Here is a 24,255-nt window from a genome sequence, read left to right as displayed (position 1 = left end):
CCATCATGTATCAGGCTATCGTCTTCCTTCCGCTGCTTGGCTTCCTGATTGTCGGCCTGTTCGGCAACTCGCTCGGCGCCAAGGCCTCGGAATACATCACCTCCGGCTTCCTGGTGATCGCGGCGGTGCTGTCGTGGATCGCATTCTTCACCGTCGGCTTCGGCCATGGCGAGGTGTTCACCGTGCCGGTGCTGCGCTGGATCCAGTCGGGCGGCGTCGACGCCTCCTGGGCGCTCAGGATCGACACGCTGACGGTGGTGATGCTGATCGTCGTCAACACCGTGTCGGCGCTGGTTCACATCTATTCGATCGGTTACATGCATCACGACCCGAACCGGCCGCGCTTCTTCGCCTATCTGTCGCTGTTCACCTTCGCGATGCTGATGCTGGTGACGGCAGACAACCTGATCCAGATGTTCTTCGGCTGGGAAGGCGTCGGTCTGGCCTCCTATCTCCTGATCGGCTTCTGGTACAAGAAGCCGTCGGCCAATGCCGCGGCCATCAAGGCTTTCGTCGTCAACCGCGTCGGCGACTTCGGCTTCGCGCTCGGCATCTTCGGCGTGTTCGTGCTGTTCGGCTCGGTCAATCTGAGCACAGTGTTCGCCAATGCAGCATCCTTCCTGCCGGCCGAAGGCGCGCCGGCGAGTGCCGCCGTGCTCACCTTCCTCGGACATGCGCTCGACAAGCAGACGGCGCTGACGGTGGTCTGCCTGCTGCTCTTCATGGGCGCCATGGGCAAGTCGGCGCAGGTGCCGCTTCACACCTGGCTGCCTGACGCTATGGAAGGTCCGACGCCGGTCTCCGCGCTCATCCACGCGGCGACCATGGTGACCGCCGGTGTCTTCATGCTGGCGAGGCTCTCGCCGCTGTTCGAGCTGTCGCATACGGCGCTGACCGTCGTCACCTTCATCGGCGCCTTTACCGCCTTCTTCGCGGCGACCGTCGGCCTGGTCCAGAACGACATCAAGCGCGTCATCGCCTATTCGACCTGCTCGCAGCTCGGCTACATGTTCGTCGCGCTCGGCGTCGGCGCCTATGGCGCGGCGATCTTCCACCTGTTCACCCACGCCTTCTTCAAGGCGCTGCTGTTCCTCGGCTCCGGCTCGGTCATTCATGCGGTGTCCGACGAGCAGGACATGCGTAAGATGGGCGGCCTTCGCAATCTCATCCCGGCAACCTACTGGATGATGATCATTGGCACGCTGGCGCTGACCGGCGTCGGCATTCCGGCGACGGTGATCGGCACCGCCGGCTTCTTCTCCAAGGACGCCATCATCGAGACCTCCTTCGCCGGCCACAATGCGGTCGCGGGCTTCGCCTTCATCCTGCTCGTGATCGCCGCCGCCTTCACCAGCTTCTATTCGTGGCGGCTGATCTTCATGACCTTCCATGGCGAGCCGCGCGCCAGCCACGAGGTCATGCACCACGTCCATGAATCGCCGCCGGTGATGCTGGTGCCGCTCTATGTGCTGGCGGCCGGCGCGCTGTTTGCCGGCATCATCTTCCACGGCGCCTTCATCGGCGAGGGTTACGCCGAATTCTGGAAGGCATCGCTGTTCACGCTGCCGGACAACCACATTCTGCACGAGATCCACGAATTGCCGCTCTGGGTCGAACTCGCGCCATTCGTCGCCATGGTGATCGGCCTCGCGGTCGCCTGGAAATTCTACATCCGCTCGCCGGAACTCCCCCGGAGCGTCGCCGCCAATCATCGCCTGCTTTACGCTTTCCTGCTCAATAAGTGGTACTTCGACGAGCTCTACGATTTCCTGTTCGTGCGGCCGGCCAAGCGCCTCGGCAGGTTCCTGTGGAAGACCGGTGACGGCGCCGTCATTGACGGGCTCGGGCCTGACGGCATCTCGGCGCGCGTCGTCGACGTCACCAACCGGGTCGTCAAGCTGCAGACCGGCTATCTTTACCATTACGCCTTCGCCATGCTGATCGGCGTGGCCGCTCTCGTCACCTGGATGATGCTCTGATGACCGACTGGCCAATCCTCTCGCTGGTCACCTTCCTGCCGCTGGTTGGTGTTCTCCTCATTCTGCCGATCAGCGACGACAGCGAAAACGCGCGCCGCAACATCCGCGCGATCGCCTTCATCACGACGGCGTTCACCTTCGTCATCTCGCTGTTCATCTGGACGGGCTTCGACAATTCGCAGGCCGGCTTCCAGTTCGTCGAGAAGCATGCCTGGCTGGATTCGGGCATCTCCTACCATATGGGCGTCGACGGCATCTCGATGCTGTTCGTCATTCTGACCACCTTCCTGATGCCGCTTTGCATACTGGCCTCCTGGGACGCCATCGAGAAACGGGTCAAGGCCTACATGATCGCCTTCCTGATCCTCGAGACGCTGATGATCGGCGTGTTCTGCGCGCTCGATATCGTCCTTTTCTACGTCTTCTTCGAGGCGGGCCTGATCCCGATGTTCATCATCATCGGCGTCTGGGGCGGAAAGCGGCGCGTCTATGCCTCGTTCAAGTTCTTCCTCTATACGCTGGCCGGCTCGGTGCTGATGCTGCTCGCCGTGATGGCAATGTTCTTCCAGTCCGGCACCACCGACATCCCGACGCTTCTGACGCATCATTTCCCGGCCAACATGCAGACCTGGCTGTGGCTCGCCTTCTTCGCCTCCTTCGCGGTGAAGATGCCGATGTGGCCGGTGCACACCTGGTTGCCCGACGCCCACGTCGAGGCGCCGACCGCGGGCTCCGTCATCCTGGCAGGCATCCTGCTGAAGATGGGCGGGTATGGCTTCCTGCGCTTCTCGCTGCCGATGTTCCCGGAAGCATCGGCGATGTTCGCGCCGCTGGTGTTCACGCTCTCCGTCGTCGCCATCATCTACACATCGCTGGTGGCGTTGATGCAGGAGGACATGAAGAAGCTGATCGCCTATTCGTCGGTCGCCCATATGGGCTTCGTCACCATGGGCATCTTCGCGATGAACCAGGAAGGCGTGCAGGGCGCGATCTTCCAGATGCTCAGCCACGGCCTCGTCTCGGGCGCGCTTTTCCTGTGCGTCGGCGTCATCTATGACCGGATGCATACGCGCGAGATCGACGCCTATGGCGGCCTGGTCAACAACATGCCGAAATACGCCACCGTGTTCATGATTTTCACCATGGCCAATGTCGGCCTTCCGGGCACCAGCGGCTTCATCGGCGAATTCCTGACCATGCTCGGTGTCTTCCGGGTCAACACCTGGGTAGCGTTCTTCGCCGCCACCGGCGTCATCCTGTCGGCGGCCTACGCGCTGTGGCTCTATCGCCGGGTGATCTTCGGTGCGCTGACCAAGGACAGCCTGAAGAACCTGCGTGATCTTTCGCCGCGCGAGAAGGCGATCGTCTATCCGCTGGTGGTGCTGGTCATCTTCTTTGGCGTCTATCCGGCGCCGGTGTTCGACGCGACGGCCCAATCGGTCAAGACGCTCGTCACCAACGTCACCGCATCCATCAATTCCGCGCAGACCGCGGCGGCGAACTGACTGGGGAATAGACCATGACGCCGGACCTTATCTCCAGCCTTTCGCTCTCGACACCGGAACTGATCCTCGCCGTCGGCGCGCTGGTACTCCTGCTGATCGGGGCCTATTCGCGCTCCAACAGCACCATGACCGTGACCGGCCTTGCCGTCCTCGTTCTGGTTGTGGCCGGCCTGTGGCTCGCTTTCTCCGGCGGTCAGGGCGCTGCCTATGGCGGCGCCTTCGTCCAGGATTCCTTCGGCGGTTTCATGAAAATGCTGGCGCTGATCGGCTCTGCGGTGACACTGGTCATGTCGATGCGCTTTGCCAAGCAGGAACATTTCGACAAGTTCGAATTCCCGGTGCTTGTGCTGCTCTGCACGCTCGGCATGATGCTGATGATCTCGGCCAACGGCATGATCGGGCTCTATCTCGGGCTCGAGCTGCAGTCGCTGGCGATTTACGTGCTGGCGGCCATCAACCGCGACAATCTGCGCTCGACCGAGGCGGGGCTGAAATACTTCGTCCTCGGCGCGCTGTCGTCGGGCATGCTGCTTTACGGCATCAGCCTCGTCTACGGCTATACCGGCAATACCGGTTTCCAGGAGATCGCCACGGCGCTTGGCAGCGGCGAGCGCCAGCTCGGTCTCGTCTTCGGCCTGGTGTTCGTGCTGGCCGGCCTCGCCTTCAAGATCTCGGCCGTGCCGTTCCACATGTGGACGCCGGATGTCTATGAAGGCGCGCCGACGCCGATCACCGCCTTCCTGGCCGCCGCGCCGAAGATGGCGGCGATGGCGCTGATCGTGCGCGTCACCATGGGCGCCTTCAAGCCGATCGCCTCCGACTGGCAGCAGATCGTCGTTTTCATTTCGATCGCCTCGATGGCGCTGGGTTCTTTCGCTGCCATCGGCCAGACCAACATCAAGCGTCTGATGGCCTACTCCTCGATCGGCCACATGGGCTATGCGCTGGTCGGCCTTGCCGCCAACAGCCAGGCCGGCGTGCGGGGCGTCGCCATCTACATGCTGATCTATCTGGTGATGACGCTCGGCACCTTCGCCTTCATCCTCGCCATGCGGCGCAAGGAAGGCAATGTCGAGCAGATCGGCGACCTGGCCGGTCTCGCCTCGACCAACCCGATCATGGCGACCATCCTTACCATCCTGATGTTCTCGCTGGCCGGCATTCCGCCGCTCGCCGGCTTCTGGGGGAAGTGGTACGTGTTCCTCGCGGCCATCAACGCGCATCTCTATGCGCTGGCGATCATCGGCGTGCTGGCTTCGGTGGTGGGCGCCTATTATTACCTGCGCATCATCAAGATCATGTGGTTCGACGAGCCGGTCGGCGGCTTCGTGCCTATGGCGAGTGAGCTGCGCCTGGTGCTCGGCGTCAGCGGCGCCTTCGTGCTGTTCTACGTGCTGATCGGCGGGCCGATCGGCAATTATGCCGAAGCCGCCGCGAAGACCTTCTTCTGACGGGATGGCATTTCGGCTGGCTCCAACCGCGGCGTCGGAGGGGTTCCGGCTCGAGGCGCATGACAGCGTCGGCTCGACCAACGCGCTGGCGCTGGAGCATGCGCGCGCCGGCGATCCAGGCAAGCTGTGGGTCGTTTCGAAGAAGCAGGAGAGCGGCCGCGGCCGGCGCGGCCGCGCCTGGGCGACGCCCGAGGGCAATCTCGCGGCGACGCTGCTCCTGGTCCCCGGCGGCGAGCTTCGGCTGGCCGCGACGCTCGGCTTCGTCGCGGGGCTGGCGCTGGCCGACGCGCTCGACGCCGTCGTGCCGAAAGGCCGGATCGCCGTCGCCTTGGATGGCGCAAGCCAGGGCCGCAACCGCTTCGAGCTGAAATGGCCGAACGACGTGCTGGCTTCGGGCGCCAAGCTTGCCGGGATCCTGCTGGAATCGACCATGCTGGAGGGGAGCCGCTTCGCGGTTGCCATCGGCATCGGCGTCAATGTCGTGGCTTACCCGGAAAATCTGCCTTATCCCGGGACGTCGCTGCGGGCATTGGGCGCCGATTGCGATGCCGAAACGCTGTTCCTGGCGCTTTCGGATGCCTGGAGCGAGAATGCCCGGCTATGGGATGACGGGCGCGGGCTCGATGCCATCAGAAAGCGCTGGCTTGCCCGCGCGGCAGGGCTCGGCGGCGAGGTTGCCGTCAGAATTGACGGCAATGTCGTGCGTGGCGTCTTCGAAACCATTGACGAGGACTGCCGTTTCGTGATCCGCGACGATGAGGGATCGGTTTTGACGATCGCGGCCGGCGACGTGCATTTCGGCGCCGTCGCCTCGGCCCGGGTATAGTTTTGTTTCTGTGCAGTTCCGGAGGGAAAGCCGTGACACGCTTTTCCGGGATTTGCTCCAACGGCTTGGCCTGACGGCCAGGAAGGAAAGGATTGATGGCGAACAGAGAAAACGCCGAACTCGTCTTCGCGCCGCTGGGCGGCGTCGGCGAGATCGGCATGAACTTCGCCCTTTACGGCTTTGGGCCCGCGGACGCGCGCGAATGGATCATCGTCGATGTCGGCGTCACCTTCCCGGACTCGGCGCATCCCGGTGTCGATCTGATCCTGCCCGATACGCGCTTCATCGAGGAGAATATCGACGGGCTGCGCGGTATCGTCATCACCCATGCACATGAGGACCATTACGGCGCGCTGCTCGATATCTGGCCGAAGCTTAAAGTCCCTGTCTGGATGACGCCGTTCACCGCCGGCCTGCTCGAGGCCAAGCGGCAGGGCGAGCAGAACGCGCCGAAGATCCCGGCGTCGATTTACCGGGCCGGCGAGACGTTCACCATCGGACCTTTCGAGATCGAGGCGATCCCGGTGGCGCACTCGATTCCCGAGCCGATGTCGCTGGCGATCACCACGCCCGCCGGCACCGTGATCCATACCGGCGACTGGAAGATCGATCCGGCGCCGACGATCGGCCCCAAGACCGACGAAGCACGCTTCCGCGCCTATGGCGACAAGGGCGTGCTGGCGCTGATCTGCGACTCCACCAACGCGTTGAGGGAGGGGGAATCGCCGTCCGAAGTGGCGGTCGGCGAGGGTCTCAAGGGTGTCATCGAGCAAGCCAAAGGCCGCGTCGCGGTCACCACCTTCTCCTCCAATGTCGGACGCATCGTCTCGATCGCCAGGGCGGCACGCGATGCCGGCCGCCAGTGCCTCGTGCTCGGCCGCTCGCTGAAGCGCGTCATCGATGTGGCGGGCGAGCTCGGCTATATGGACGGCCTGCCGGAGTTCATCTCCGAGGAGGATTACGGCTATATTCCGCGCGAGAATCTGGTGATCATCTGTACCGGCAGCCAGGGCGAGCCGCTGGCGGCGCTTGCAAAGCTTTCGCGCGACGAGATGAAGTCGGTCGCCCTGACCGCCGGCGATACGGTCGTGTTTTCCTCGCGCACCATTCCAGGCAACGAGAAGGCGATCCTCGAGATCAAGAACCGGCTGATCGATCTCGGCATGAAGATCATCGAGGACGGCGACGCGCTGGTGCATGTCTCCGGCCATCCGCGCCGCAGCGAATTGCGCAAGATGTATGAATGGGTGCGGCCGCAGATCGGCGTTCCCGTGCATGGCGAGGCGGCGCATCTGGTGGCGCAGGGCTCGTTGATGTCGATGTCGGGCATCGGCCAGGTGGCGCAGGTGCGCGACGGCGACATGCTGAGGCTGTGGCCCGGCCCGGCGACGATTATCGACCAGGTGCCGTTCGGCCGGCTCTACAAGGACGGCCTGTTGATCGGCACCGACCAGGCGATGGGCATACGCGATCGCCGCAAGCTTTCCTTCGCCGGCCATGTCGCGGTCAATGTCGTGCTCGACGAGAAATATGAGCTTGCCGGCGACCCCGACCTTGTGGCGATCGGCGTTGCGGAAGCGGATGCCAGCGGCGAGACGCTGGAGGACCTGATGCTCGATGCGGCAATCGGCGCGGTGGACTCCATTCCGCGTCAGCGCCGAAAAGACCTCGACCTGGTGCAGGAGGCGGTGCGCCGCGCCGTGCGCGCCGCCGCCAACGAGGCCTGGGGCAAGAAGCCGCTGGTGACAGTATTCGTCACGCGGTGACGAACAAGGGAATAGGGGAGTAAGGCAGTAGGGGAGTAGGGAAGAACGAGCGGTCAGCCTTGTTTTCCCCTACTCCCTTACTGCCCTACTGCCTTACTCCCCTAAAGCGGAGCGCCTTATGCTTGGACGCCTGAACCATGTCGCGCTTGCCGTGCCGGACCTCGCCGCGGCGGCTGCCGCCTACCGCGATATGCTGGGCGCGCGATTGAGCGAGCCGCAGGCGCTGCCGGAGCATGGCGTGACCGTCGTGTTCGTCGATGTCGGCAACACCAAGATCGAGCTGCTGGAGCCGCTGGGCGAGACATCGCCCATCGCTACGTTCCTTGAGAAGAACCCTTCGGGCGGCATGCATCACGTCTGCTATGAGGTCGACGATATCCTGGCTACCCGCGATCATTTGAAGCAAAGCGGCGCACGCGTGTTGGGCGACGGCAGCCCGAAGATCGGCGCGCATGGCAAGCCGGTGCTGTTCCTGCATCCCAAGGATTTCTTCGGCACGTTGGTCGAACTGGAGCAGGCATGAACTGGATCCTGTTCACCGCGCTGTTCTTCGTCACCTGGTGGCTGGTGCTGTTTATTGTTCTCCCGTTCAGCCTGCGCACCCAGGACGACGATCAGGATGTCACGCTTGGCACCGTTTCCAGCGCGCCGGGCGGCCCGCATATGCTGCGCGCTTTCCTCCGCGCGACGGTCGTGACGGTGTTGGTGATGGGCATTCTCTACGGCCTGACGATGGGCCTGGGGTTTAGCTTCGACGACATCATGCGGATCATGCCGAACTTCACGCCGGACGCCAGTCACTGACGCTGCGGGCCTAGTTTCCGCAAGTATTGAGCAGCATGCGCGCGCCAAGGTTGAGATCGGAAGCCGGCTTCCGATTCCGGCGCCCGATCATGCCTGACGTCGTTTGGCAGATGGTTGTGCTAAGCAGATGATTGCACAAAAAAAATGCAAGGCACGAGGCCTTGCAATTTAAACGCGTCCGATCCGTTTCCGGTGTCCGGCGGCAGCGAGTTACCGCGCCTAGATCGCATCCTCCCAAGACTTTGACCGCGTAGGAGAGCAGATTTTTCTCCGCCCTCTCGGTTATCGGCGCACACTAGACCAAGGCAGGTGAAAATGTCACGAAGAATTTTGCCTCCAAACAGGCAATATCGTGCTGCACTGCACAATAGTACGGCAGGGCTTGCTTGTGAATCGATCAAAAAGCCATTCGCGGCACTTTGCAGCCAAAATCGTCTTTTTGGTAAGGTGCAGAAGGTCCGATACTTTGGGGCACTCGGGTTTCCATTCGGCCATGAAATGGCTATGAAGCCCGGGCAATCAGCCTGAGGCGCGCCGATTCCCGCGCCCCATCTTCATTCACGGACCAGTCCATGCGTTTGTCGCGCTATTTCCTGCCCATTCTCAAAGAAAATCCCCGCGAGGCCGAGATCGTCTCGCACCGGCTGATGCTGCGCGCCGGCATGATCCGCCAGCAGGGGCAGGGCAGCTTTTCGTGGCTGCCATTGGGCAAGCGCGTGCTGGACAAGGTCTGCCAGATCATCCGCGAGGAACAGAACCGCGCCGGCGCGCTGGAAATCCTGATGCCGACCATCCAGTCGGCCGATCTGTGGCGCGAAAGCGGCCGTTACAATGATTACGGCAAGGAGATGCTGCGCATTAAGGACCGCCAAGACCGCGACATGCTCTACGGCCCGACCAACGAGGAGATGGTCACCGAAATTTTTCGCGCTTACGTGAAATCCTACAAGGACCTGCCGCTCAATCTCTATCACATCCAGTGGAAGTTCCGCGACGAGGTGCGCCCGCGCTTCGGCGTGATGCGCAGCAGAGAGTTCCTGATGAAGGATGCCTATTCCTTCGACCTCGATTTCGAAGGCGCCAGGGCCGCCTACAACCGCATGTTCGTCTCCTATCTCAGGACGTTCACGCGCATGGGCCTCCAGGCCATTCCGATGCGCGCCGATACCGGTCCGATCGGCGGCGATCTCAGCCATGAGTTCATCATCCTGGCGGAGACCGGCGAGAGCCAGGTGTTCTGCGACCGCGCTTATCTCGCGCTCGACGTGCCGGGCGCGGATACCAACTTCTCAAACGATGCCGAGATCGGCGGCATCGTAAAGAAATGGACGACGCCGTATGCCGCCACCGACGAAATGCATGACGAGGCAGCTTGGGAGAAAGTCGCCGAAGGCGACCGGCTCTCCGCGCGCGGCATCGAAGTCGGCCATATCTTCCATTTCGGCGAGAAATACTCCAAGCCGATGAACGCCAAGGTGACCGGTCCCGACGGCAAGGACCACTACGCCTCGGGTGGCTCCTACGGCATCGGTCCTTCGCGGCTGGTCGCGGCGATCATCGAGGCGAGCCATGACGAGAACGGCATCATCTGGCCGGAAGCCGTGGCGCCCTTCGATATCGGCCTGATCAACATGAAGGTCGGCGACGCCGAATGCGACCGCGTCTGCGACGAGCTCTATGCGGCGCTTAACGCTGCCGGCAAGGACGTGCTCTATGACGACACAGACCAGCGTCCCGGCGGCAAATTCGCCACCGCGGACCTGATCGGCCTGCCGTGGCAGGTGATCGTCGGCCCGCGCGGCGTGGCCGCCGGCGAGGTCGAGATCAAGAACCGCAAGTCGGGCGAGCGCGAGACGCTGCCGATCGCCGAGGCCAAGAAGCGCCTGGGTATCGCCGCATGAGCGAGGCGGCGGCAGCGGCCAGATCAGCGGCGGGCGCCTTTTCCGGCTTCGAGCGCATGGTGGCTTGGCGCTATCTGCGCTCGCGGCGCAAGGAGACGGTGATCTCGGTCATCGCCTCGATCTCCTTCCTCGGCATCATGCTGGGCGTCGCGACGCTGATCGTCGTCATGGCCGTGATGAACGGTTTTCGCGCCGAGCTGCTCACCCGCATCCTCGGCGTCAACGGCCATCTCATCGTGCAGCCGCTCGATTCGCCGCTGGAGGATTACGCCCAGGTGGCGAGCCGCATCAACGGTGTTTCGGGCGTCAAATACGCCATCCCGCTGATCGACGGCCAGGTGCTGGCGCAAGGCAATGTCGGCGGCGGCACGGGCGCGCTGGTGCGCGGCATCCGCGGCGAGGACCTCGGCAAGATTTCGATCGTTGCAAACAACATCAAGCAGGGCACGCTCGACGGCTTCGACACCGGCGACGGGGTGGCGATCGGCAAGCGCATGGCCGAAAGCCTGGGGCTGGTGCTCGGCGACACCATCACGCTGATCTCTCCGGAAGGCGACGTGACGCCGCTCGGCACCACGCCGCGCATGAAGGGCTACAAGGTGGCGGCGATCTTCGAGGTCGGCATGTCGGAATATGACAGCTCGATCGTCTACATGCCGTTTTCCGAGGCGCAGCTCTATTTCAACATGGACGGGCGCGCGCAGACCATCGAGATCTATGTCGACAATCCCGACAATGTCGACGCGCTGAAGCCGCTGGTCGAGCAGGCGGCGCAGCGGCCGGTCGACCTTGTCGACTGGCGCCAGCGCAACGAGACCTTCTTCTCGGCCCTGCAGGTCGAGCGCAACGTCATGTTCATGATTCTCACGCTGATCGTGCTGGTGGCGGCGCTCAACATCATTTCCGGCCTCATCATGCTGGTGAAGGACAAGGGCCACGACATCGCCATCCTGCGCACGATGGGCGCCTCGCGCGGCGCGATCCTGCGCATCTTCCTGATGACCGGCGCGGCGATCGGCGTCACCGGCACGATCGCCGGCGTGCTGCTCGGCGTCGTCATCTGCATCAACATCGAATCGATCCGCCAGTTCTTCTCCTGGATGACCGGCAGGATCCTCTTCAATCCCGAGCTCTATTTCCTCAGCCAGCTGCCGGCGAAGATGGATCCGCGCGAGACGACCTATGTCGTGATCATGGCGCTGGCCCTGTCGTTCCTCGCGACGGTGTTCCCGGCCTGGCGGGCCGCCCGGCTCGACCCCGTCGAAGCCTTGAGGTACGAATGATGGCCGAGGCCATTATCGAGTTGAAGGGCGTCGAACGGCACTATGTCCAGGGGCCGCGCAAGCTCACCATCCTGAACGGCGTCGATTTTTCGCTCAGGCGCGGCGAGATGGTGGCACTCGTGGCGCCGTCGGGCACGGGCAAGTCCACCCTTTTGCACACGGCGGGGCTGCTGGAGCGGCCCGATGCGGGCGACGTGATCCTCGCCGGCCGTGCCTGCGGCCGGCTGTCGGACGAGGAACGCACCGCGATCCGCCGCAACGATGTCGGCTTCGTCTATCAGTTCCATCATTTGCTGCCGGAGTTCTCGGCGCTCGAGAACATCATGATGCCGCAGCTGATCAAAGGGCTCGGCCGCAAGGAAGCCTCCGAGCGGGCGGCGCAGCTCCTCGACTATATGCAGATCGGCAAGCGCGCGCAGCACCGGCCGGCCGAGCTTTCCGGCGGCGAGCAGCAACGCGTCGCCATTGCCCGCGCCGTCGCCAACGCGCCGCTGGTGCTCCTGGCCGACGAGCCGACCGGCAATCTCGACCCGGTCACCGCTTCCTATGTGTTCGACGCGCTGGAGGCGCTGGTCCGGCAGTCGGGGCTGGCGGCGCTGATCGCCACCCACAACCACGAGCTGGCCTCGCGCATGGACCGGCGGGTGACGCTGGCCGAGGGCAAGGTCGTGCCTCTCTGAGGCTTCCAATGTCGTCATCCTAGGGCGAAGCTCCGCGAAGCGGAGCGAAGACCCTAGGATCCATCCGTTACCTCTGCTGAAGAATGCAACGCCGCAGAAGGGGCCGAGGGCGGCTCCTGGAAGCCTTGTTCTGCACCGTAGCGAAGCATCAATCTCACGGCATGGATTCTAGGGTCTGCGCGCGTCGCTTCGCTCCTTGCTCCGCCCTAGAATGACGAAGCCATCGGCGCATTGGCCAATCGAGCCCGCTAACCTTTCCTTAACCTTGCCCAAACGCTTGGCCCGAATTCGTTGAGACGTGCTCTCGGCTATCGTTGACATTCGAACAAAATTAGAACAAATTGCGAACATTCTAACAACGGAGAGAGTTATGTCTGATCTGGTTCAGGATGTCGTCTCGCTGGTTTGCATGAGCACCTTTCTCGTTTCCATGGCGATCTGGATCGGCGCCATGTGATCGGGCGGCCTTGCCGCTGTACGGGACGGGCAATCGCCCGCCCTTTGTTCGGGCGGGCCTGAGCCCGCCCATGTCGGGGCAGGGAAGACCCCGCCCTTTGTTAAGTCTTTCTTGGCCGCGCCGACGCTAGGCTGCCCCTCTGGACAGGAGCCCAAGACAGGGGAGCCAAGGCAAGTGTCGGTCATCGTCATGGTCACTCTCGTGGCCGGCAATCTCGGACTGATCTTCCTTTTGATGACCGTGCCGCTCGGGCTGCGCACGGTGACGGTCAGCCGCGTGATCCAGGCTGACCGCAATCGCCTCTGGCAGGCGCTGTGGCCGTTCGGCGGCGATGCCGGCTGGTCCGGCGAAATCCTCTCCGCCGAGCCCCTGGACGGCGAGGGGACGGCGCTGATCAGATTGTCCTGGGATGGTCGGGACGGCCAGCCGATCGAACGCAAGGCGCGGTTCGAGGACGTCGGCGAGGGAAGCCGCTTCTCGATGACCGTCATCGAGGACACGGCGCTCGATCCCTCGTTCTGGGGGAATTATCGCGAGACCGCCGAGCTTGTGCCGGAGGGAGACGCCACGCGGGTCACGCTCACCCAGACCGACCGCTATCGCGGCGCCGCCTTCCTCATCTTCCGCTTCTTCGCCATGCGCCGCGAATTGCGCAAGCTCGACGTCTGGGCGGCAACGGGCACCTATCGCAAGGGCGGCTGGTTCGAGCACCCGCTGAGCCAAGTCGGCTTTGCCGTGCTTTCGGCCCTGATCCTGTGGCCGTTCTTCGGCCTCAATACCGGCGGCCTCGCGCTTGCCGCAATCCTGACCTCGGTGGTCGCCCTGCACGAGCTCGGCCATATGGCCGCCTTCCGGCTGACGGGGCATCGCCGGGCGCGGATGATCTTCATTCCGCTGCTTGGCGGCATCGCAATTGGCGGCAGGCCCTATGACAGCCGCTTCGAGGTGGCGTTCGTGGCGCTGATGGGCGCCGGCTTCTCCGCTTTCCTGGTGCCGGTGCTGATCGCCGCCAGCGGCTTCGCCGACGGCGAAGGACATCGGCTGGTCGCCATGCTCTTGGCCACGCTGGCCGGCTGCGCGTCGCTGTTCAACATCGCCAATCTCGTGCCGGTGTGGAAATTCGACGGCGGCCAGGTGCTGCGCCAGATCTGCCCGGGGCCGGTCGTACTGGCGCTGGCGTCCTTCCTGCTTTTGTCGGCGCTTCTGGCGCTCGGCTGGCGTGCCGGTTTTTCGCCGAGCTTTCTGCTGATCGCGGGGGCGGTGTTCGCGATGCTGAGCCTGATCACCATGGGCAGCGGCGTGAAGCCGCGCCACGAGCTGAAGCCGATCAAGACCTTCGACCGGCTGGCCGTGGCTGGCGCGCTGCTCGCCGTCTTTGCCATCCATGGTTACGGCATGCTGTGGGCGTCCGCACAATTAATGTAGCGAGTGGGCGGCTCAGCCGACCTTGCGAGCAGGCTCCGCCGTCGGAACGGCGGCAGGCCCGAACACATCCTCGAAGGCGGATTTCAGTGCCAGGTCGAGGTCGGCCATGGTGACCGGCAGGCCGAGATCGACGAGGCTGGTCACGCCATGGTCCGAGACGCCGCAGGGCACGATGCCGCTGAAATGGCCGAGGTCCGGCTCGACATTGATGGCGATGCCATGAAAGCTCACCCAGCGCCGCAGCCGGATGCCGATCGCCGCGATCTTGTCTTTGATGGCATGAAAGCTCACCCAGCGCCGCAGCCGGATGCCGATCGCCGCGATCTTGTCTTCGGCCGGCATGCCATCCGGCAGCGCCGGCCGGTCCGGCCGCACCACCCAGACGCCGACGCGGTCCTCGCGCCGCTCGCCGCGCACGTTGAAGGCGGCAAGCGTGGCGATGATCCATTGCTCGAGTGCTGCGACGAAGGCGCGCACATCCTCGCGCCGGCGCTTCAGGTCAAGCATGACATAGGCCACGCGCTGGCCGGGGCCGTGATAGGTGTATTCGCCGCCGCGGCCTGCAGCAAAGACCGGAAAGCGGTCGGGATCGATCAGGTCTTCTAGTCGCGCGCTGGTGCCGGCGGTGTAGAGCGGCGGATGCTCGACCAGCCAGACCATCTCGCCGGCAGCACCGCTGCGGATCGCCTCGGCGCGCGCTTCCATGAAGGTTAGCGCGTCCGGATAGGACGTCAGGCCGGGTTCGATCACCCATTCCACCGGCGCCGAACCGGGGAGGGGAAGGAACGACGTGGCGATCTGGCTGCGTTCTGTCACGGAACTTTTCTCGATGCTCCTCTCATATGGCGGCAATCGGTCAAAACGTCCAGTTTCGCCAGCATGAAGCCGGGCCGCGGCGGGTTGTGCGAACGAGCGACGAATATTCCGCTCAGCGCACTTGTTTCGCCGGAAACGATTTGCTACAGGCCCCGGGCCGGACGGTTCCGGCTCCTACCACGTGCGGTCGTGGCGGAATTGGTAGACGCGCAGCGTTGAGGTCGCTGTGGGGCAACCCGTGGAAGTTCGAGTCTTCTCGACCGCACCAAATCCTCCCCGAAAATTTCTTTTGAAGGCCGGCGCAATCGAGGCGGCAGCTCGCAGGCTGGCCTTGAGCCAAATGCGTCGCGCTGAAACGGATCCAGGCGACGCGCTTCAACTCTTGTTTTGAGGCATGTTTTCCGAACCGCTGCGCACTTTTGGCAATATGCATTAGTCGAGGGACGATTTGGGGTTTCGACGCTTTTCGCTTGAATAGAGCGCGCCGTCATGGCGCGATTGCGCACGCCGAGCTTGTCGTAGAGATTCTTGAGGTGATACTTCACGGTGTTCTCCAAGACCCGGTCCGGGTCGCGATCTGGAGATTGGTCCAGCCATCGGAAAGCATCGCAAGCAGCTCGCGCTCACGCCGGTAAGCTGTGTTTACCTTGTTGATGTCGATGTAGGGGATGCGGAGCGGCCCCGTGCGCGGCCGCCAGGTCGTCTCGAAAATGATCGGCGGATCGTCGAACTGGAAGCAATAGCCCTGCGCCCCAAGGCGCGCGCTTTTTCAGAATGCCGATGTCATGATCGTTGGAAAACCCGGTTACGCGCAGGTCGAGCTTGCGGTTCTGGACTTCCGAGGATTTCGGCGCCGTCCATGTCAGCAAGCTTCCAGCCGATGACGGCTACATCGAAGCCGGCCTCCGCCGTCGGGTCCAGGAACTGCTTGCCGCTCTGCACGGCGTTCACCAGCTCGAAATGACCATCGCATTCCAGCATTTCGCGGAATGCCGACACGACGAACGGATTGCGTTCCGCGCCGACAACGCGCACTCGCTGCCCGCCAACTGCGTCGTCGAAGCTGGTTCGGTACACTGGTAGCGGCGCGGGCACTCTGCTTCATTCAAACGGACGAGGACAGTGGGCAAGCATGCCCCTAGCGTGCTCCGGGCGGATGTCAGGCGCAAGGGTTGCAAACCGACAATGAGAAAAAATCAAGTCGCTAGCCACGTCGTACGCTTGAGGTGCCCCGCCCTCTAGGGAGAGGCGAGATGGACCCCTACCTGGTTTGCATAGGAGGCGAGGACCATCGCCTGCGTATTCCGTTCGTGCTGTCGCTGCGCAAAAAGGGCTTTAGGCTGACGGCCATAACGAGTGACGACGGAACAGCGTTTTTACGCCACGGAATTCCGCATCGTCGCATTGAACTCGATCGATTTGCCGTTGGCAGTGCGCAATTGAGCGCATTGCGCTCGGTCCGCGGGTTGATGGCAGAGGCCCGGCCGGACATCATCCAAAGCTTCGACACCAAACCCAATTTGCTCATCCCGTCGGCAGTGCGCCGTCAGGTGCCGGTCGTCCGCACAATAAACGGTCTCGGCTGGACCTTCTCTTTGCTGGAACCACGAGCGCCGGCCCTGCGCCCTGTCTTCTGCAGCCTGCAATGGCTTGCCTCTCTCTGGACTGCCGCGACTGTTTTCCAGAACCGGAACGATCGGGCTTTCGAGCGCTGGTGGCTTACCCGAAAAGGCATGGCACGGCTGATAGCCGGTTCGGGAAACGACGTGGGCGCGTTCGCGGCGGCTAGTCACTTTCGGCCGACGCCACGCAACTTAGCGCGCAGCCTCCTCGAGTTTCATCGGAGCAGAAGAGAATCTCTCCTGGAATTTGTCCACTCCGCCCGTCAGCGTTCTCGCCCAGGTGAATCTCAAACAACACACGAACCACCGACTCGGGGATAGTGGCGACCTTTTGTTGATGGGCTATCGAGGGCTGAACCGATCAACGATCTCCGGATTGAAACGGCATGATCATCGAACTTTTCGGACCAGCGGGATCCGGCAAAACAACCTTCGCGAACGCCCTCGCCAAGCATTTGCGCGACCATGGGTACGTTGCCAAAGTTGCCCTGTGCTACTTGCCCCGGGATAGAAGCGGCCGGTGGGACCGCTTCGGCATTTTCGCGGTAATCTCCCGAATATCATCCGCCATTTTCATCACAGTTTTGGCGCTACTTTCTTCATTTTGGCGAAATAGTGCTACTGTGCCTGCAAATAAACTTTTAATAACAATACCACCAAAAGGCCTTATACGGCGAATTATTATGTGGCAGTACATAGTTCGCCTGTCACGCTGCTGGACACAGGCGCAGGGATCAACAAACATAATCATATTCGACCAAGGCTTTGTGCAGGCGATCGGGTCCCTTGCAATGTTCAATGGCGCCGCAGACGACAGGTTGATCGTGCGAGCGCTCGAATCTACGCCCCGGGCCGATCTGGTGATTGGGATGAAAGTTCCGCGCGATGTCGTGGAAGCGCGGCTTCAGACTAGAATGGTGCACGAACCGCCTGCGGAACGGTTCTTGGAAGTAGACGTCGCTGTCAATATGCAATTTTTCGATATTTTCGAAATGATTGGCAATGTTCTCCGGAGCGCGCAGCGAAGCAACGTCTCGGTTGGGGCAGTCGACGAACTGTCCACCGCAAGCGGCCTTTGTCAGGTGGAACAGGAAATCCAGACGCGATTGTCGCGAACTGGCGTTCCCTTCACCAACCACACGCGCGGTGGCGGGTTGGCGGACAGCAAAGGAAGCACGGAAGGCTGCTCGAAAAGTCAGTCGCCTGAACTTCATGCGGCCGACGGGGTTACTCATGTCCCCTCACTCGGGGGCACCGCAGGCCGATCATCCGTTGCTGTGTTCCACCGGGGTCCCCATGATGTGGGCCGGCGTCTATTGCAGGCGAGCATATTCGCCCTTCTGGTCTATATCGGTGGTGCGGGCCTCACCAGCATGGCACAGCTTGGAATCGCGCGGCTGGTCGGCGCGACGAGCTACGGCACCTACTCGTACGCCTTGGCATGGAGCACCGTTCTCGCCACCCTCTCGACGCTCGGCTTTAACATGTCGCTGTTGCGCTTCGTGCCGGAATACAGGGCCGCTGGACGTTGGGACCTAGCGCGCGGCGTAATCACCTTCGCGCTCTCGTGGTCGCTCTCGGTCGCGATGCTGGCGGGACTGACAGGAGCCAGCCTCGTCGCCTTTTCGGGAGAGAGTCACCAGGAACTTCAGAGGGCAATGCTGCTCGCCATGGCGGCGGTGCCGCTGATGACCTTCTGTACGCTTGGCGCCAGCCTGATTCGCGCCTTTGGAGGCGTGGTGTCCGCGCTTTTGCCCGAGCGTGTGGCGCGGGATGGGCTTCTGTTGGCGCTGGTGGGTGGCGCGGCGTTTTCGGGCTGGGTAACGTTGGATGCCCCTTTCGCGATGATGGCGGTAGTCACAAGCTCGGCCGTTACCGCGATGCTTGTCCTCGCCACGGCAATCAAGCTGCGGCCGACTGACATGCAAAGCGCGCGGGCGAGTTATTCCGGGCGTTTGTGGTGGTCTGTGATCCCTCCTACCGTGCTAATTACCGGGCTTGATGCCTTCGTAAGCCGAACGGGGGTCATGCTTTTGGGTTGGACGGGCCGGGTCCGCGAGGCTGGCATTTTTGCCCTATGCCTGAACGTAGCGATGCTGGTCGGGCTTTCGAGTGTCGCAGTAAGCACAATGTTCTCGCCGACTGCTGCGGATCTTCATGCCCGCGGGGATCACGACGGCCTGCAGCGGCTATTCTCACGAGCAGCAGTTCTGAGTTTCAGCGGGGCGCTCGCATTGGCAATGGCGTTGCTGGTGGTCACCAAACCTCTCCTAAGCTGGTTCGGCGAGGATTTTGCTGTGGGAGCACCGATCGCACGAATCCTCATCATGGGTTACCTCTGCAATGCGGTTTGCGGGCCCCAACTAAACCTTCTGACCATGACCAAGAATGAGTGGGCTGCCGCGAGGACGATGGTTGGCGGCGCCGTGGCCGCCGTCATTGCCTGTGCGGCCGGCATAACGATGGACGGGGCGACTGGAGCGGCGGTCGGCTTCACGCTCGCACTGGTCGTCTGGAACTTGGCAATGGCAACCAACATCCGTAAGCGATTGAACATCTTGCCCGGTCTGGTCTTTGCTGCTTTAGCCTTGAGGTCGGGACAGCTCAGAGCTCGCTGGAGATAGCCGCATGTCCCAATTCATCGGGTTCGGTGCAATGATCCCCACCGGTCATCGGCCTAGCCGCGTTCCGCAATGCGAGCCTGAATCTCCGGCGATCCTGGCCAGCGAAACGAAAAATGCCAACGCCACGCCTGCCGGGGAGCTCAAGGTACTTAGCACCCTGCTCACGGCGCTGACCGCATTGGAGCGAAGCAACGTCGAATGGTGCTATTGGAGGAGCAGCCGGCGTCTTCCAGCTGTTTTGCTGGGTGAATCGGACCTTGATCTACTTGTTGCGAAATCTGATCAACATCGGGCCGCCCAGGCCTTGCTCGGCTCCGGACTCAAGCGCTTCGAACCCTCCAATTGCCACGGCCATCCTGCAGTCCAGAGCTTTCTTGGCTACGACGAGCCGAGCGGGCGCATCGTCCATCTCCATCTTCACTTCCGACTAGTTCTCGGCGAACCGATCTTGAGGAACTATCAGCCTCCTTGGGAACGCCTATTTCTAGCGTCGGCGATCAGACACCCCGCACTGCCTCTCCGGATGCTCGATCCGGCAAGCGAGGCTTTGCTGCTTGTGGTGCGAGCCAGCCTCGAGCTGCGGCGTCGAGATCCCATCGTGTTTCGCCACTGGCAAAGGTTACTGGAGAACTTCGAACTGGACCGGCTGCATGTGGCGTTACGGGTCGACCGGCACAGTTTCCGTGATCTTGCGGCGAAGCTCGTGAATAAGGACCTCGCGGAAGCCATTGCCAAGGAACTGTTCGAGACGCAGACTTTCACGGCCCGGCGTCGCCTTCACGCTCGGATTCGCAGAGAACTGGCAGCTTACCGAACCTACAATGGCCTAGAAGCCGTGCTGCGCGGTATCGGCCGGGTAATCTTGTGGACCGCCGGAAGTCTGAACAAGCAGTTCCTGCATGTGCCCCGCCCCTGGAGCCGCCGTACGCCCGGCAGCGGCATGGTGGTGGCCGTAGTCGGGATCGACGGTAGCGGCAAGACCACGCTTGTGACAGCCATCCGCCAATGGCTGGAGTCGGAAGTTGACGTGCTCCCAATATATTTCGGCACCGGGGGTGGTAGGCCATCGCTGCTGTTGCTGCCGTTCAAGTTGCTGGTGCCGACGGTCACCTGGGCGCTTGGAACCAAGCCCGCCGGCAGCTCGCATGGCACCGTGACCGACAGTTCGCCGGGCCTCCTCTACAGTGTTCTGCTCGCCGTATGGGCAAGCGTCCTCTCTGTAGAGAAGCGGATGAAGCTGGTGGCCGCGCGCCGCGGTGCGGACCGTGGAATGGTCGTCGTTGCCGATAGGTTCCCCCAAGACCAGATCATAGACTTCAACGATGCTCCGCTGATGCCCCGATTGGCCAAAGTCCCAGTCTGGCTTCGGCGTTTCGAGGCCAGCTCTTATGCGCTTGCCCGTCGTCTGCCGCCGGATCTAGTCATCAAACTGCAGGCCACCCCCGAACTCATCATGACGCGCGAGCCGGACATGGATCCGCTGGTCGTTCGAAGGCGAGTGCCGGCCCTGCAGCAACTGACTTTCGGAGGCACGATGGTGGTGAACCTCGATGCCGGGCAACCGTTGGCCGACGTTATCGGTTCAGCCAAGGCCGCGATCTGGCAGATGCTTTGAGTACGTACGAGATCAACTCGGGGTGGTCATGGAATAACGAGATAGTTGCAACCAGAGCGCAACGGCAGGCTAACTGCCCCAGTACCGGAGCACATCGGCGCAAGGACTTGCAATCGTGTTCCGCAAAGGCTCTGCCTCTTCCTAAGAGGGCGCCTGCCTTCCTGAGCCGGACTCATGCGGCAGGCGACGCGCCCTCTTGCTTCCAGCGAGTGATCGCCCCGTTAGGCAAGACGGAAATTCGCGCGAGAAGAGCTACCAGTTCCGTCTGACGCTTCGTCTCGGTCTTGGCGAACAACGAGGCGAGTTGGGAGCGGATCGTCGTACGGCTGAGGTGCCAGCTCTGTGCGATATCCAAGGGTGCATCGCCCCGAGCCAGGCGCAGAGCGAGTAGCGTCTCGGCGCCCGTCAAACCGTACATCCGCTGCAGAGTGAGGGTTGGCCGCGGAACTACGCGACGATGCAGGTTCCGTCATGCGAGACGGCCATTCGCTGGCTATCGGTATAGCCAATTTTGACGAAGGGGCCTTCCTTCAGAAAGTAGATCATTTCCAACTCCTTGGGTTCAGGCGCGCTATTTGAGTCCGTAAGTGCTGGCAACGGCCATTTTCGGCCCGAACTTATGCAAGTCATTGAACTTCCTCAGAGTGCAAGAATTCTCGACCGCACCAAACTCTCGTGACGAATTGCCTCTGAAAGCCCTGCGCGATTTGCGTAGGCGAGCAATACTGCCAGCGACAAACAGGCACTGCGAGCCTGAAACGGGCCTATCCTATCCCGTCCACCCAAGGCCAGCCGAGATGCAATTGATCGACACAAGCAGGGCGTCGGTCGCCCGCTTCTGATCTGCGCCCGTGCTTGTCCGGGCCTCACGCAGCAGCTCGACCTGCAGGCGGTGGATATCGTCCATCTGCCGGCGCAGATTGTCGAAACGCCGCTTGAACATCGGGAAGCGCGCGGAAAGATCGCCTCCCGTGAGGTCGCCGATCAGGTGTCGCGTCAGCTCGTATTCGGCGGCGATGCGGGCGTGGATTCTGGCCGCTGCATCGCTGTCGGACACCAGGTCGGCATAGAGCCGCGCGATCTCCATGTCGGACTGGTAGAGCGTCTTTTCGGCCTCGTCGACGATCAGGCGGAAAAAGCGGGAGTGCTCGAACATGCGGGCGAGAAGCTCGCGCCCGGCCTCGCCGCGCACCGAAACGAAGGCGCTCAGCGCGCTGCCGATGCCATACCAGCCGGTCAAAAGATGCCGGTTCTGGCTCCACGCAAACACCCACGGAATGGCGCGCAGGTCGGCAATGCCGCTGGCGCCGAAGCGGCGATCCGGCCGCGAGCCCATTTTCAAGAGCGCCAGTTCGGCGACAGGGCTCGCCTGGTTGAAGTAATCGAGAAAGCCGGGCTCGGCGATCAACCTGGCGTAAGACGCCTGCGACATGCCCGCCAACGCCTCCAGCGCTTCGTCGAACTCCGGCGTTTCCTTCGTTCCGCCATCGCCGGGCGATCGGATCCCGTGCGCCAGCACTGCCGCGGCTAGAACCTCGAGCTGGTTGAGGCCTGTGCCGCGATTGGCGAATTTCGCCGATACGACCTCGCCCTGTTCGGTCACCCGCATGGATCCGGCGACGGTGCCTTGCGGCTGCGCCGCGATCGCGCGGCCGGTCGGCGCGCCGCCGCGGCTGACGGAGCCGCCGCGACCGTGAAAGAAGCTGATCTTGACCTTGTGCTTGCGCCCGATGGCGGCGAGGCGCTTCTGCGCCTTTGTCAATTCCCAATTGGAAGCGAGGAAACCGCCGTCCTTGTTGGAATCCGAATAGCCAAGCATGATTTCCTGGCGCGCACCGAAATCCCGCACCGTGCGCCGCACGAGCGAAACGTCGAGCAAGGCGTTCAGGATGCCGGGCGCAGCCTGCAGGTCGGCGATGGTCTCGAACAACGGCACGATCCTCAGCCTAATCGTGCCGTCGCCGCCGGGCGCGGTGGAGAGCCCGCAATATTGCGCCAGCAGATAGACTGCGAGCAGGTCGTCGGCCGAGCGGGTCATGCTCAGCACGAAAGAGCCGACAGCGTCGGCATCCGCGCCGGATATTTGTTCGCGGATGACGGCGAATGTCGACAGCAGTTCACCTGCCTCCGGCGAGAGTTGGCTTGCGTCGATATGCAGCCGCTCGCCCTGGCTGAGCGCGGCGCGGATGCGCGCCGACCATTGCGGCGTGCCGGCGGCGATGGGATCGGTGGGGTCTATCTGCGCAAACAGCTCGGCCAGCACCCGATTGACGACTGTGGAGTTCTGCCGGATGTCGAGCGAGACCGTGCGGAAGCCAAAGCTTCCGACCTGCCAAACGAGCGGCTGGACGAAACGCCTGGCGACCGTGCGCCCGCCGATCGCTGCGAGAACTGAGGAGAGGGCGTTGAGATCGGCGCGAAACGCCTCCGCCGAGGGGTAGGCCGCCGTGCCGCGGTCACGCGTGGCGACCAGCCGGGCAAGCAGGGCCGAAGCGAACTGGCGCAGCGGTTCGTCAGGATTGCGGGCGGCGATCTCTTGCGCCTCTCCACTCTTATCCAGCGCTGTTTGCAGCACCGGCTTGAAGCCGGCCGGCAGGTCGACGACGTTCGAACTGGCGCTGAGCACCGTCACCAGCCGCTGCACCTGCGCCAGATACCAGCCTATGGCGGTGTTGCGGTATTCGGCCATGGCGTGAGCCGTAACCGCAGCCGTCACGTTCGGATTGCCGTCGCGGTCGCCGCCGATCCACGAGGCATAGCGCATGAAGGACGGAATTCGGATCGGCTCGCCTGGATAGTGGCGCTCGAAGGCGCTCTGAAGCTTGCCATAGAGCTGCGGCGTTGCCTCGAAAATGACTTCGCGGAAGAAATGCAGGCCCCAGGCGATCTCGCGTTCGACCGTGGGTCGCTCCAGCCGCAGCTCGCCCGTCATCCACAGAAGCTCGATCTCGCTTTCCAGATCGGCAATCAAGAGGTCGCGTTCGCGCGGCGCCCAGCGCGGCTGGTCGAGCTCGGTCAGCTTGCGATAGATGCGGCGGTGGATCTCCAGAACGGTGACACGTTTGGCCTCGGTGGGATGGGCGGTCATGGTCGGGCCGACGCAAAGCTCGTCGAGCGCCGCCTGGGCCTCCGCCGCCGAACGGCCGTTCGCGGCCATCTCGGCAATCACGCTGGCGAAAGAGCCGGGCACTTCGTCGGCGCCCGCGCCCTGTTCGAGCTCGCGTCGCGCCCGCATGGCAAGCAACTCGTCGACAATCGTCAGCAACTGAAACCACACGCCGCTGGCCTGAAGCGCCGGGATGCGTTGCCCCGGGGCGAGCGCAACAAGCGACCTGCGTCCGCTCAGCACCGCGGCGATCTCGGGCTCGCGTGCGCTCGCGACCTGAAGCAGCAGGCGCAACAGCAGACTGCGCTCGTCCTCACGAAACTTGATGCGTTTGCTCTGTTCCAAAGCCGCTTTCCCGATCGTCCATCGATTGTCGATGAGCTGCGCTAAGTACG

General features: G+C 62.8%; 17 protein-coding genes and 1 tRNA gene. 15 read left to right on the top strand and 3 right to left on the bottom strand.

Translation table 11 applies throughout. The annotated features are described in order from the left end of the window. The first annotated feature begins 5 nt into the window (after nt 1–5). From nuoL to ACVMIM_RS25400, 11 genes are all read left to right on the top strand, one after another. Entirely contained in the window at nt 6–1,979 is a 1,974-nt protein-coding gene (gene nuoL / locus ACVMIM_RS25450; RefSeq protein WP_476115256.1) for an NADH-quinone oxidoreductase subunit L, read from the top strand. Then, nucleotides 1,979–3,484 (top strand): NADH-quinone oxidoreductase subunit M, encoded by a 1,506-nt coding sequence (locus ACVMIM_RS25445; protein WP_476115254.1) that lies wholly within the window; start codon nt 1,979–1,981, stop codon nt 3,482–3,484. Before nuoL ends, ACVMIM_RS25445 begins: the two co-directional genes overlap by 1 nt. A 14-nt stretch (nt 3,485–3,498) precedes the next feature. After that, entirely contained in the window at nt 3,499–4,935 is a 1,437-nt protein-coding gene (gene nuoN / locus ACVMIM_RS25440) for an NADH-quinone oxidoreductase subunit NuoN (protein ID WP_476115252.1), read from the top strand. 4 nt (nt 4,936–4,939) lie between these two features. Beyond that, the gene (locus ACVMIM_RS25435) at nt 4,940–5,761 is read left to right on the top strand and encodes a biotin--[acetyl-CoA-carboxylase] ligase (protein WP_476115251.1); all 822 of its coding nucleotides are present in this window, start codon (nt 4,940–4,942) and stop codon (nt 5,759–5,761) included. Nucleotides 5,762–5,856: 95 nt separating this feature from the next. Continuing rightward, entirely contained in the window at nt 5,857–7,527 is a 1,671-nt protein-coding gene (locus ACVMIM_RS25430) for a ribonuclease J (RefSeq protein WP_476115250.1), read from the top strand. Between the two features lie 118 nt (nt 7,528–7,645). Next, nucleotides 7,646–8,050 carry a methylmalonyl-CoA epimerase gene (gene mce, locus ACVMIM_RS25425; protein ID WP_476115248.1) on the top strand — a complete coding sequence of 135 codons (405 nt, stop codon included), beginning with the start codon at nt 7,646–7,648 and terminating at the stop codon, nt 8,048–8,050. Further along, nucleotides 8,047–8,331, top strand: a complete 285-nt coding sequence (locus tag ACVMIM_RS25420) for a DUF1467 family protein (protein ID WP_476115247.1) — start codon at nt 8,047–8,049, stop codon at nt 8,329–8,331. The genes mce and ACVMIM_RS25420 overlap by 4 nt, the downstream gene beginning before the upstream one ends. Nucleotides 8,332–8,903: 572 nt before the next feature. After that, entirely contained in the window at nt 8,904–10,232 is a 1,329-nt protein-coding gene (gene proS, locus ACVMIM_RS25415) for a proline--tRNA ligase (RefSeq protein ID WP_278048061.1), read from the top strand. After that, nucleotides 10,229–11,515 carry a lipoprotein-releasing ABC transporter permease subunit gene (locus ACVMIM_RS25410; protein WP_476115245.1) on the top strand — a complete coding sequence of 429 codons (1,287 nt, stop codon included), beginning with the start codon at nt 10,229–10,231 and terminating at the stop codon, nt 11,513–11,515. The genes proS and ACVMIM_RS25410 overlap by 4 nt, the downstream gene beginning before the upstream one ends. Beyond that, nucleotides 11,512–12,195, top strand: coding sequence for an ABC transporter ATP-binding protein (locus tag ACVMIM_RS25405; RefSeq protein WP_476115243.1), 684 nt, complete (start codon nt 11,512–11,514; stop codon nt 12,193–12,195). The genes ACVMIM_RS25410 and ACVMIM_RS25405 overlap by 4 nt, the downstream gene beginning before the upstream one ends. A gap of 631 nt (nt 12,196–12,826) precedes the next feature. Beyond that, nucleotides 12,827–14,077, top strand: coding sequence for a site-2 protease family protein (locus tag ACVMIM_RS25400; protein ID WP_476115241.1), 1,251 nt, complete (start codon nt 12,827–12,829; stop codon nt 14,075–14,077). 12 nt (nt 14,078–14,089) lie between these two features. Here ACVMIM_RS25400 and lipB read toward each other — a convergent pair whose 3' ends face one another. Then, nucleotides 14,090–14,893, bottom strand: coding sequence for a lipoyl(octanoyl) transferase LipB (gene lipB / locus ACVMIM_RS25395; protein WP_476115240.1), 804 nt, complete (start codon nt 14,891–14,893; stop codon nt 14,090–14,092). Between the two features lie 183 nt (nt 14,894–15,076). On the opposite strand from lipB, the gene ACVMIM_RS25390 reads away from it, so the two are divergent. After that, nucleotides 15,077–15,161, top strand: a tRNA-Leu gene (locus tag ACVMIM_RS25390). Between the two features lie 515 nt (nt 15,162–15,676). On the opposite strand, the gene ACVMIM_RS25385 is transcribed toward ACVMIM_RS25390, so the two are convergent. Further along, nucleotides 15,677–15,928, bottom strand: a complete 252-nt coding sequence (locus ACVMIM_RS25385; protein WP_476115239.1) for a helix-turn-helix domain-containing protein — start codon at nt 15,926–15,928, stop codon at nt 15,677–15,679. Between the two features lie 218 nt (nt 15,929–16,146). On the opposite strand from ACVMIM_RS25385, the gene ACVMIM_RS25380 reads away from it, so the two are divergent. From ACVMIM_RS25380 to ACVMIM_RS25370, 3 genes are all read left to right on the top strand, one after another. After that, entirely contained in the window at nt 16,147–16,836 is a 690-nt protein-coding gene (locus ACVMIM_RS25380) for a glycosyltransferase (RefSeq protein ID WP_476115237.1), read from the top strand. 65 nt (nt 16,837–16,901) lie between these two features. Then, the gene (locus ACVMIM_RS25375) at nt 16,902–19,139 is read left to right on the top strand and encodes an oligosaccharide flippase family protein (RefSeq protein WP_476115236.1); all 2,238 of its coding nucleotides are present in this window, start codon (nt 16,902–16,904) and stop codon (nt 19,137–19,139) included. A 4-nt stretch (nt 19,140–19,143) separates the two neighbouring features. Beyond that, the gene (locus ACVMIM_RS25370; protein ID WP_476115235.1) at nt 19,144–20,754 is read left to right on the top strand and encodes a hypothetical protein; all 1,611 of its coding nucleotides are present in this window, start codon (nt 19,144–19,146) and stop codon (nt 20,752–20,754) included. Between the two features lie 769 nt (nt 20,755–21,523). Here ACVMIM_RS25370 and ACVMIM_RS25365 read toward each other — a convergent pair. After that, nucleotides 21,524–24,205 (bottom strand): phosphoenolpyruvate carboxylase, encoded by a 2,682-nt coding sequence (locus tag ACVMIM_RS25365; RefSeq protein ID WP_476115234.1) that lies wholly within the window; start codon nt 24,203–24,205, stop codon nt 21,524–21,526. Nucleotides 24,206–24,255 lie beyond the last annotated feature (50 nt).

The sequence above is a fragment of the Mesorhizobium sp. USDA 4413 genome, from assembly GCF_056280365.1.
Note: the sequence above shows the minus strand (reverse complement) of the source record. Positions and strands in the feature narration are given on the sequence as shown.

What these genes read in the sequence shown, in the direction of transcription:
- nuoL (WP_476115256.1), top strand. Translation starts at nt 6, where the DNA reads ATGTATCAGGCTATCGTCTTCCTTCCGCTGCTTGGCTTCCTGATTGTC.
- ACVMIM_RS25445 (WP_476115254.1), top strand. Translation starts at nt 1,979, where the DNA reads ATGACCGACTGGCCAATCCTCTCGCTGGTCACCTTCCTGCCGCTGGTT.
- nuoN (WP_476115252.1), top strand. Translation starts at nt 3,499, where the DNA reads ATGACGCCGGACCTTATCTCCAGCCTTTCGCTCTCGACACCGGAACTG.
- ACVMIM_RS25435 (WP_476115251.1), top strand. Translation starts at nt 4,940, where the DNA reads ATGGCATTTCGGCTGGCTCCAACCGCGGCGTCGGAGGGGTTCCGGCTC.
- ACVMIM_RS25430 (WP_476115250.1), top strand. Translation starts at nt 5,857, where the DNA reads ATGGCGAACAGAGAAAACGCCGAACTCGTCTTCGCGCCGCTGGGCGGC.
- mce (WP_476115248.1), top strand. Translation starts at nt 7,646, where the DNA reads ATGCTTGGACGCCTGAACCATGTCGCGCTTGCCGTGCCGGACCTCGCC.
- ACVMIM_RS25420 (WP_476115247.1), top strand. Translation starts at nt 8,047, where the DNA reads ATGAACTGGATCCTGTTCACCGCGCTGTTCTTCGTCACCTGGTGGCTG.
- proS (WP_278048061.1), top strand. Translation starts at nt 8,904, where the DNA reads ATGCGTTTGTCGCGCTATTTCCTGCCCATTCTCAAAGAAAATCCCCGC.
- ACVMIM_RS25410 (WP_476115245.1), top strand. Translation starts at nt 10,229, where the DNA reads ATGAGCGAGGCGGCGGCAGCGGCCAGATCAGCGGCGGGCGCCTTTTCC.
- ACVMIM_RS25405 (WP_476115243.1), top strand. Translation starts at nt 11,512, where the DNA reads ATGATGGCCGAGGCCATTATCGAGTTGAAGGGCGTCGAACGGCACTAT.
- ACVMIM_RS25380 (WP_476115237.1), top strand. Translation starts at nt 16,147, where the DNA reads ATGGACCCCTACCTGGTTTGCATAGGAGGCGAGGACCATCGCCTGCGT.
- ACVMIM_RS25375 (WP_476115236.1), top strand. Translation starts at nt 16,902, where the DNA reads ATGATCATCGAACTTTTCGGACCAGCGGGATCCGGCAAAACAACCTTC.
- ACVMIM_RS25370 (WP_476115235.1), top strand. Translation starts at nt 19,144, where the DNA reads ATGTCCCAATTCATCGGGTTCGGTGCAATGATCCCCACCGGTCATCGG.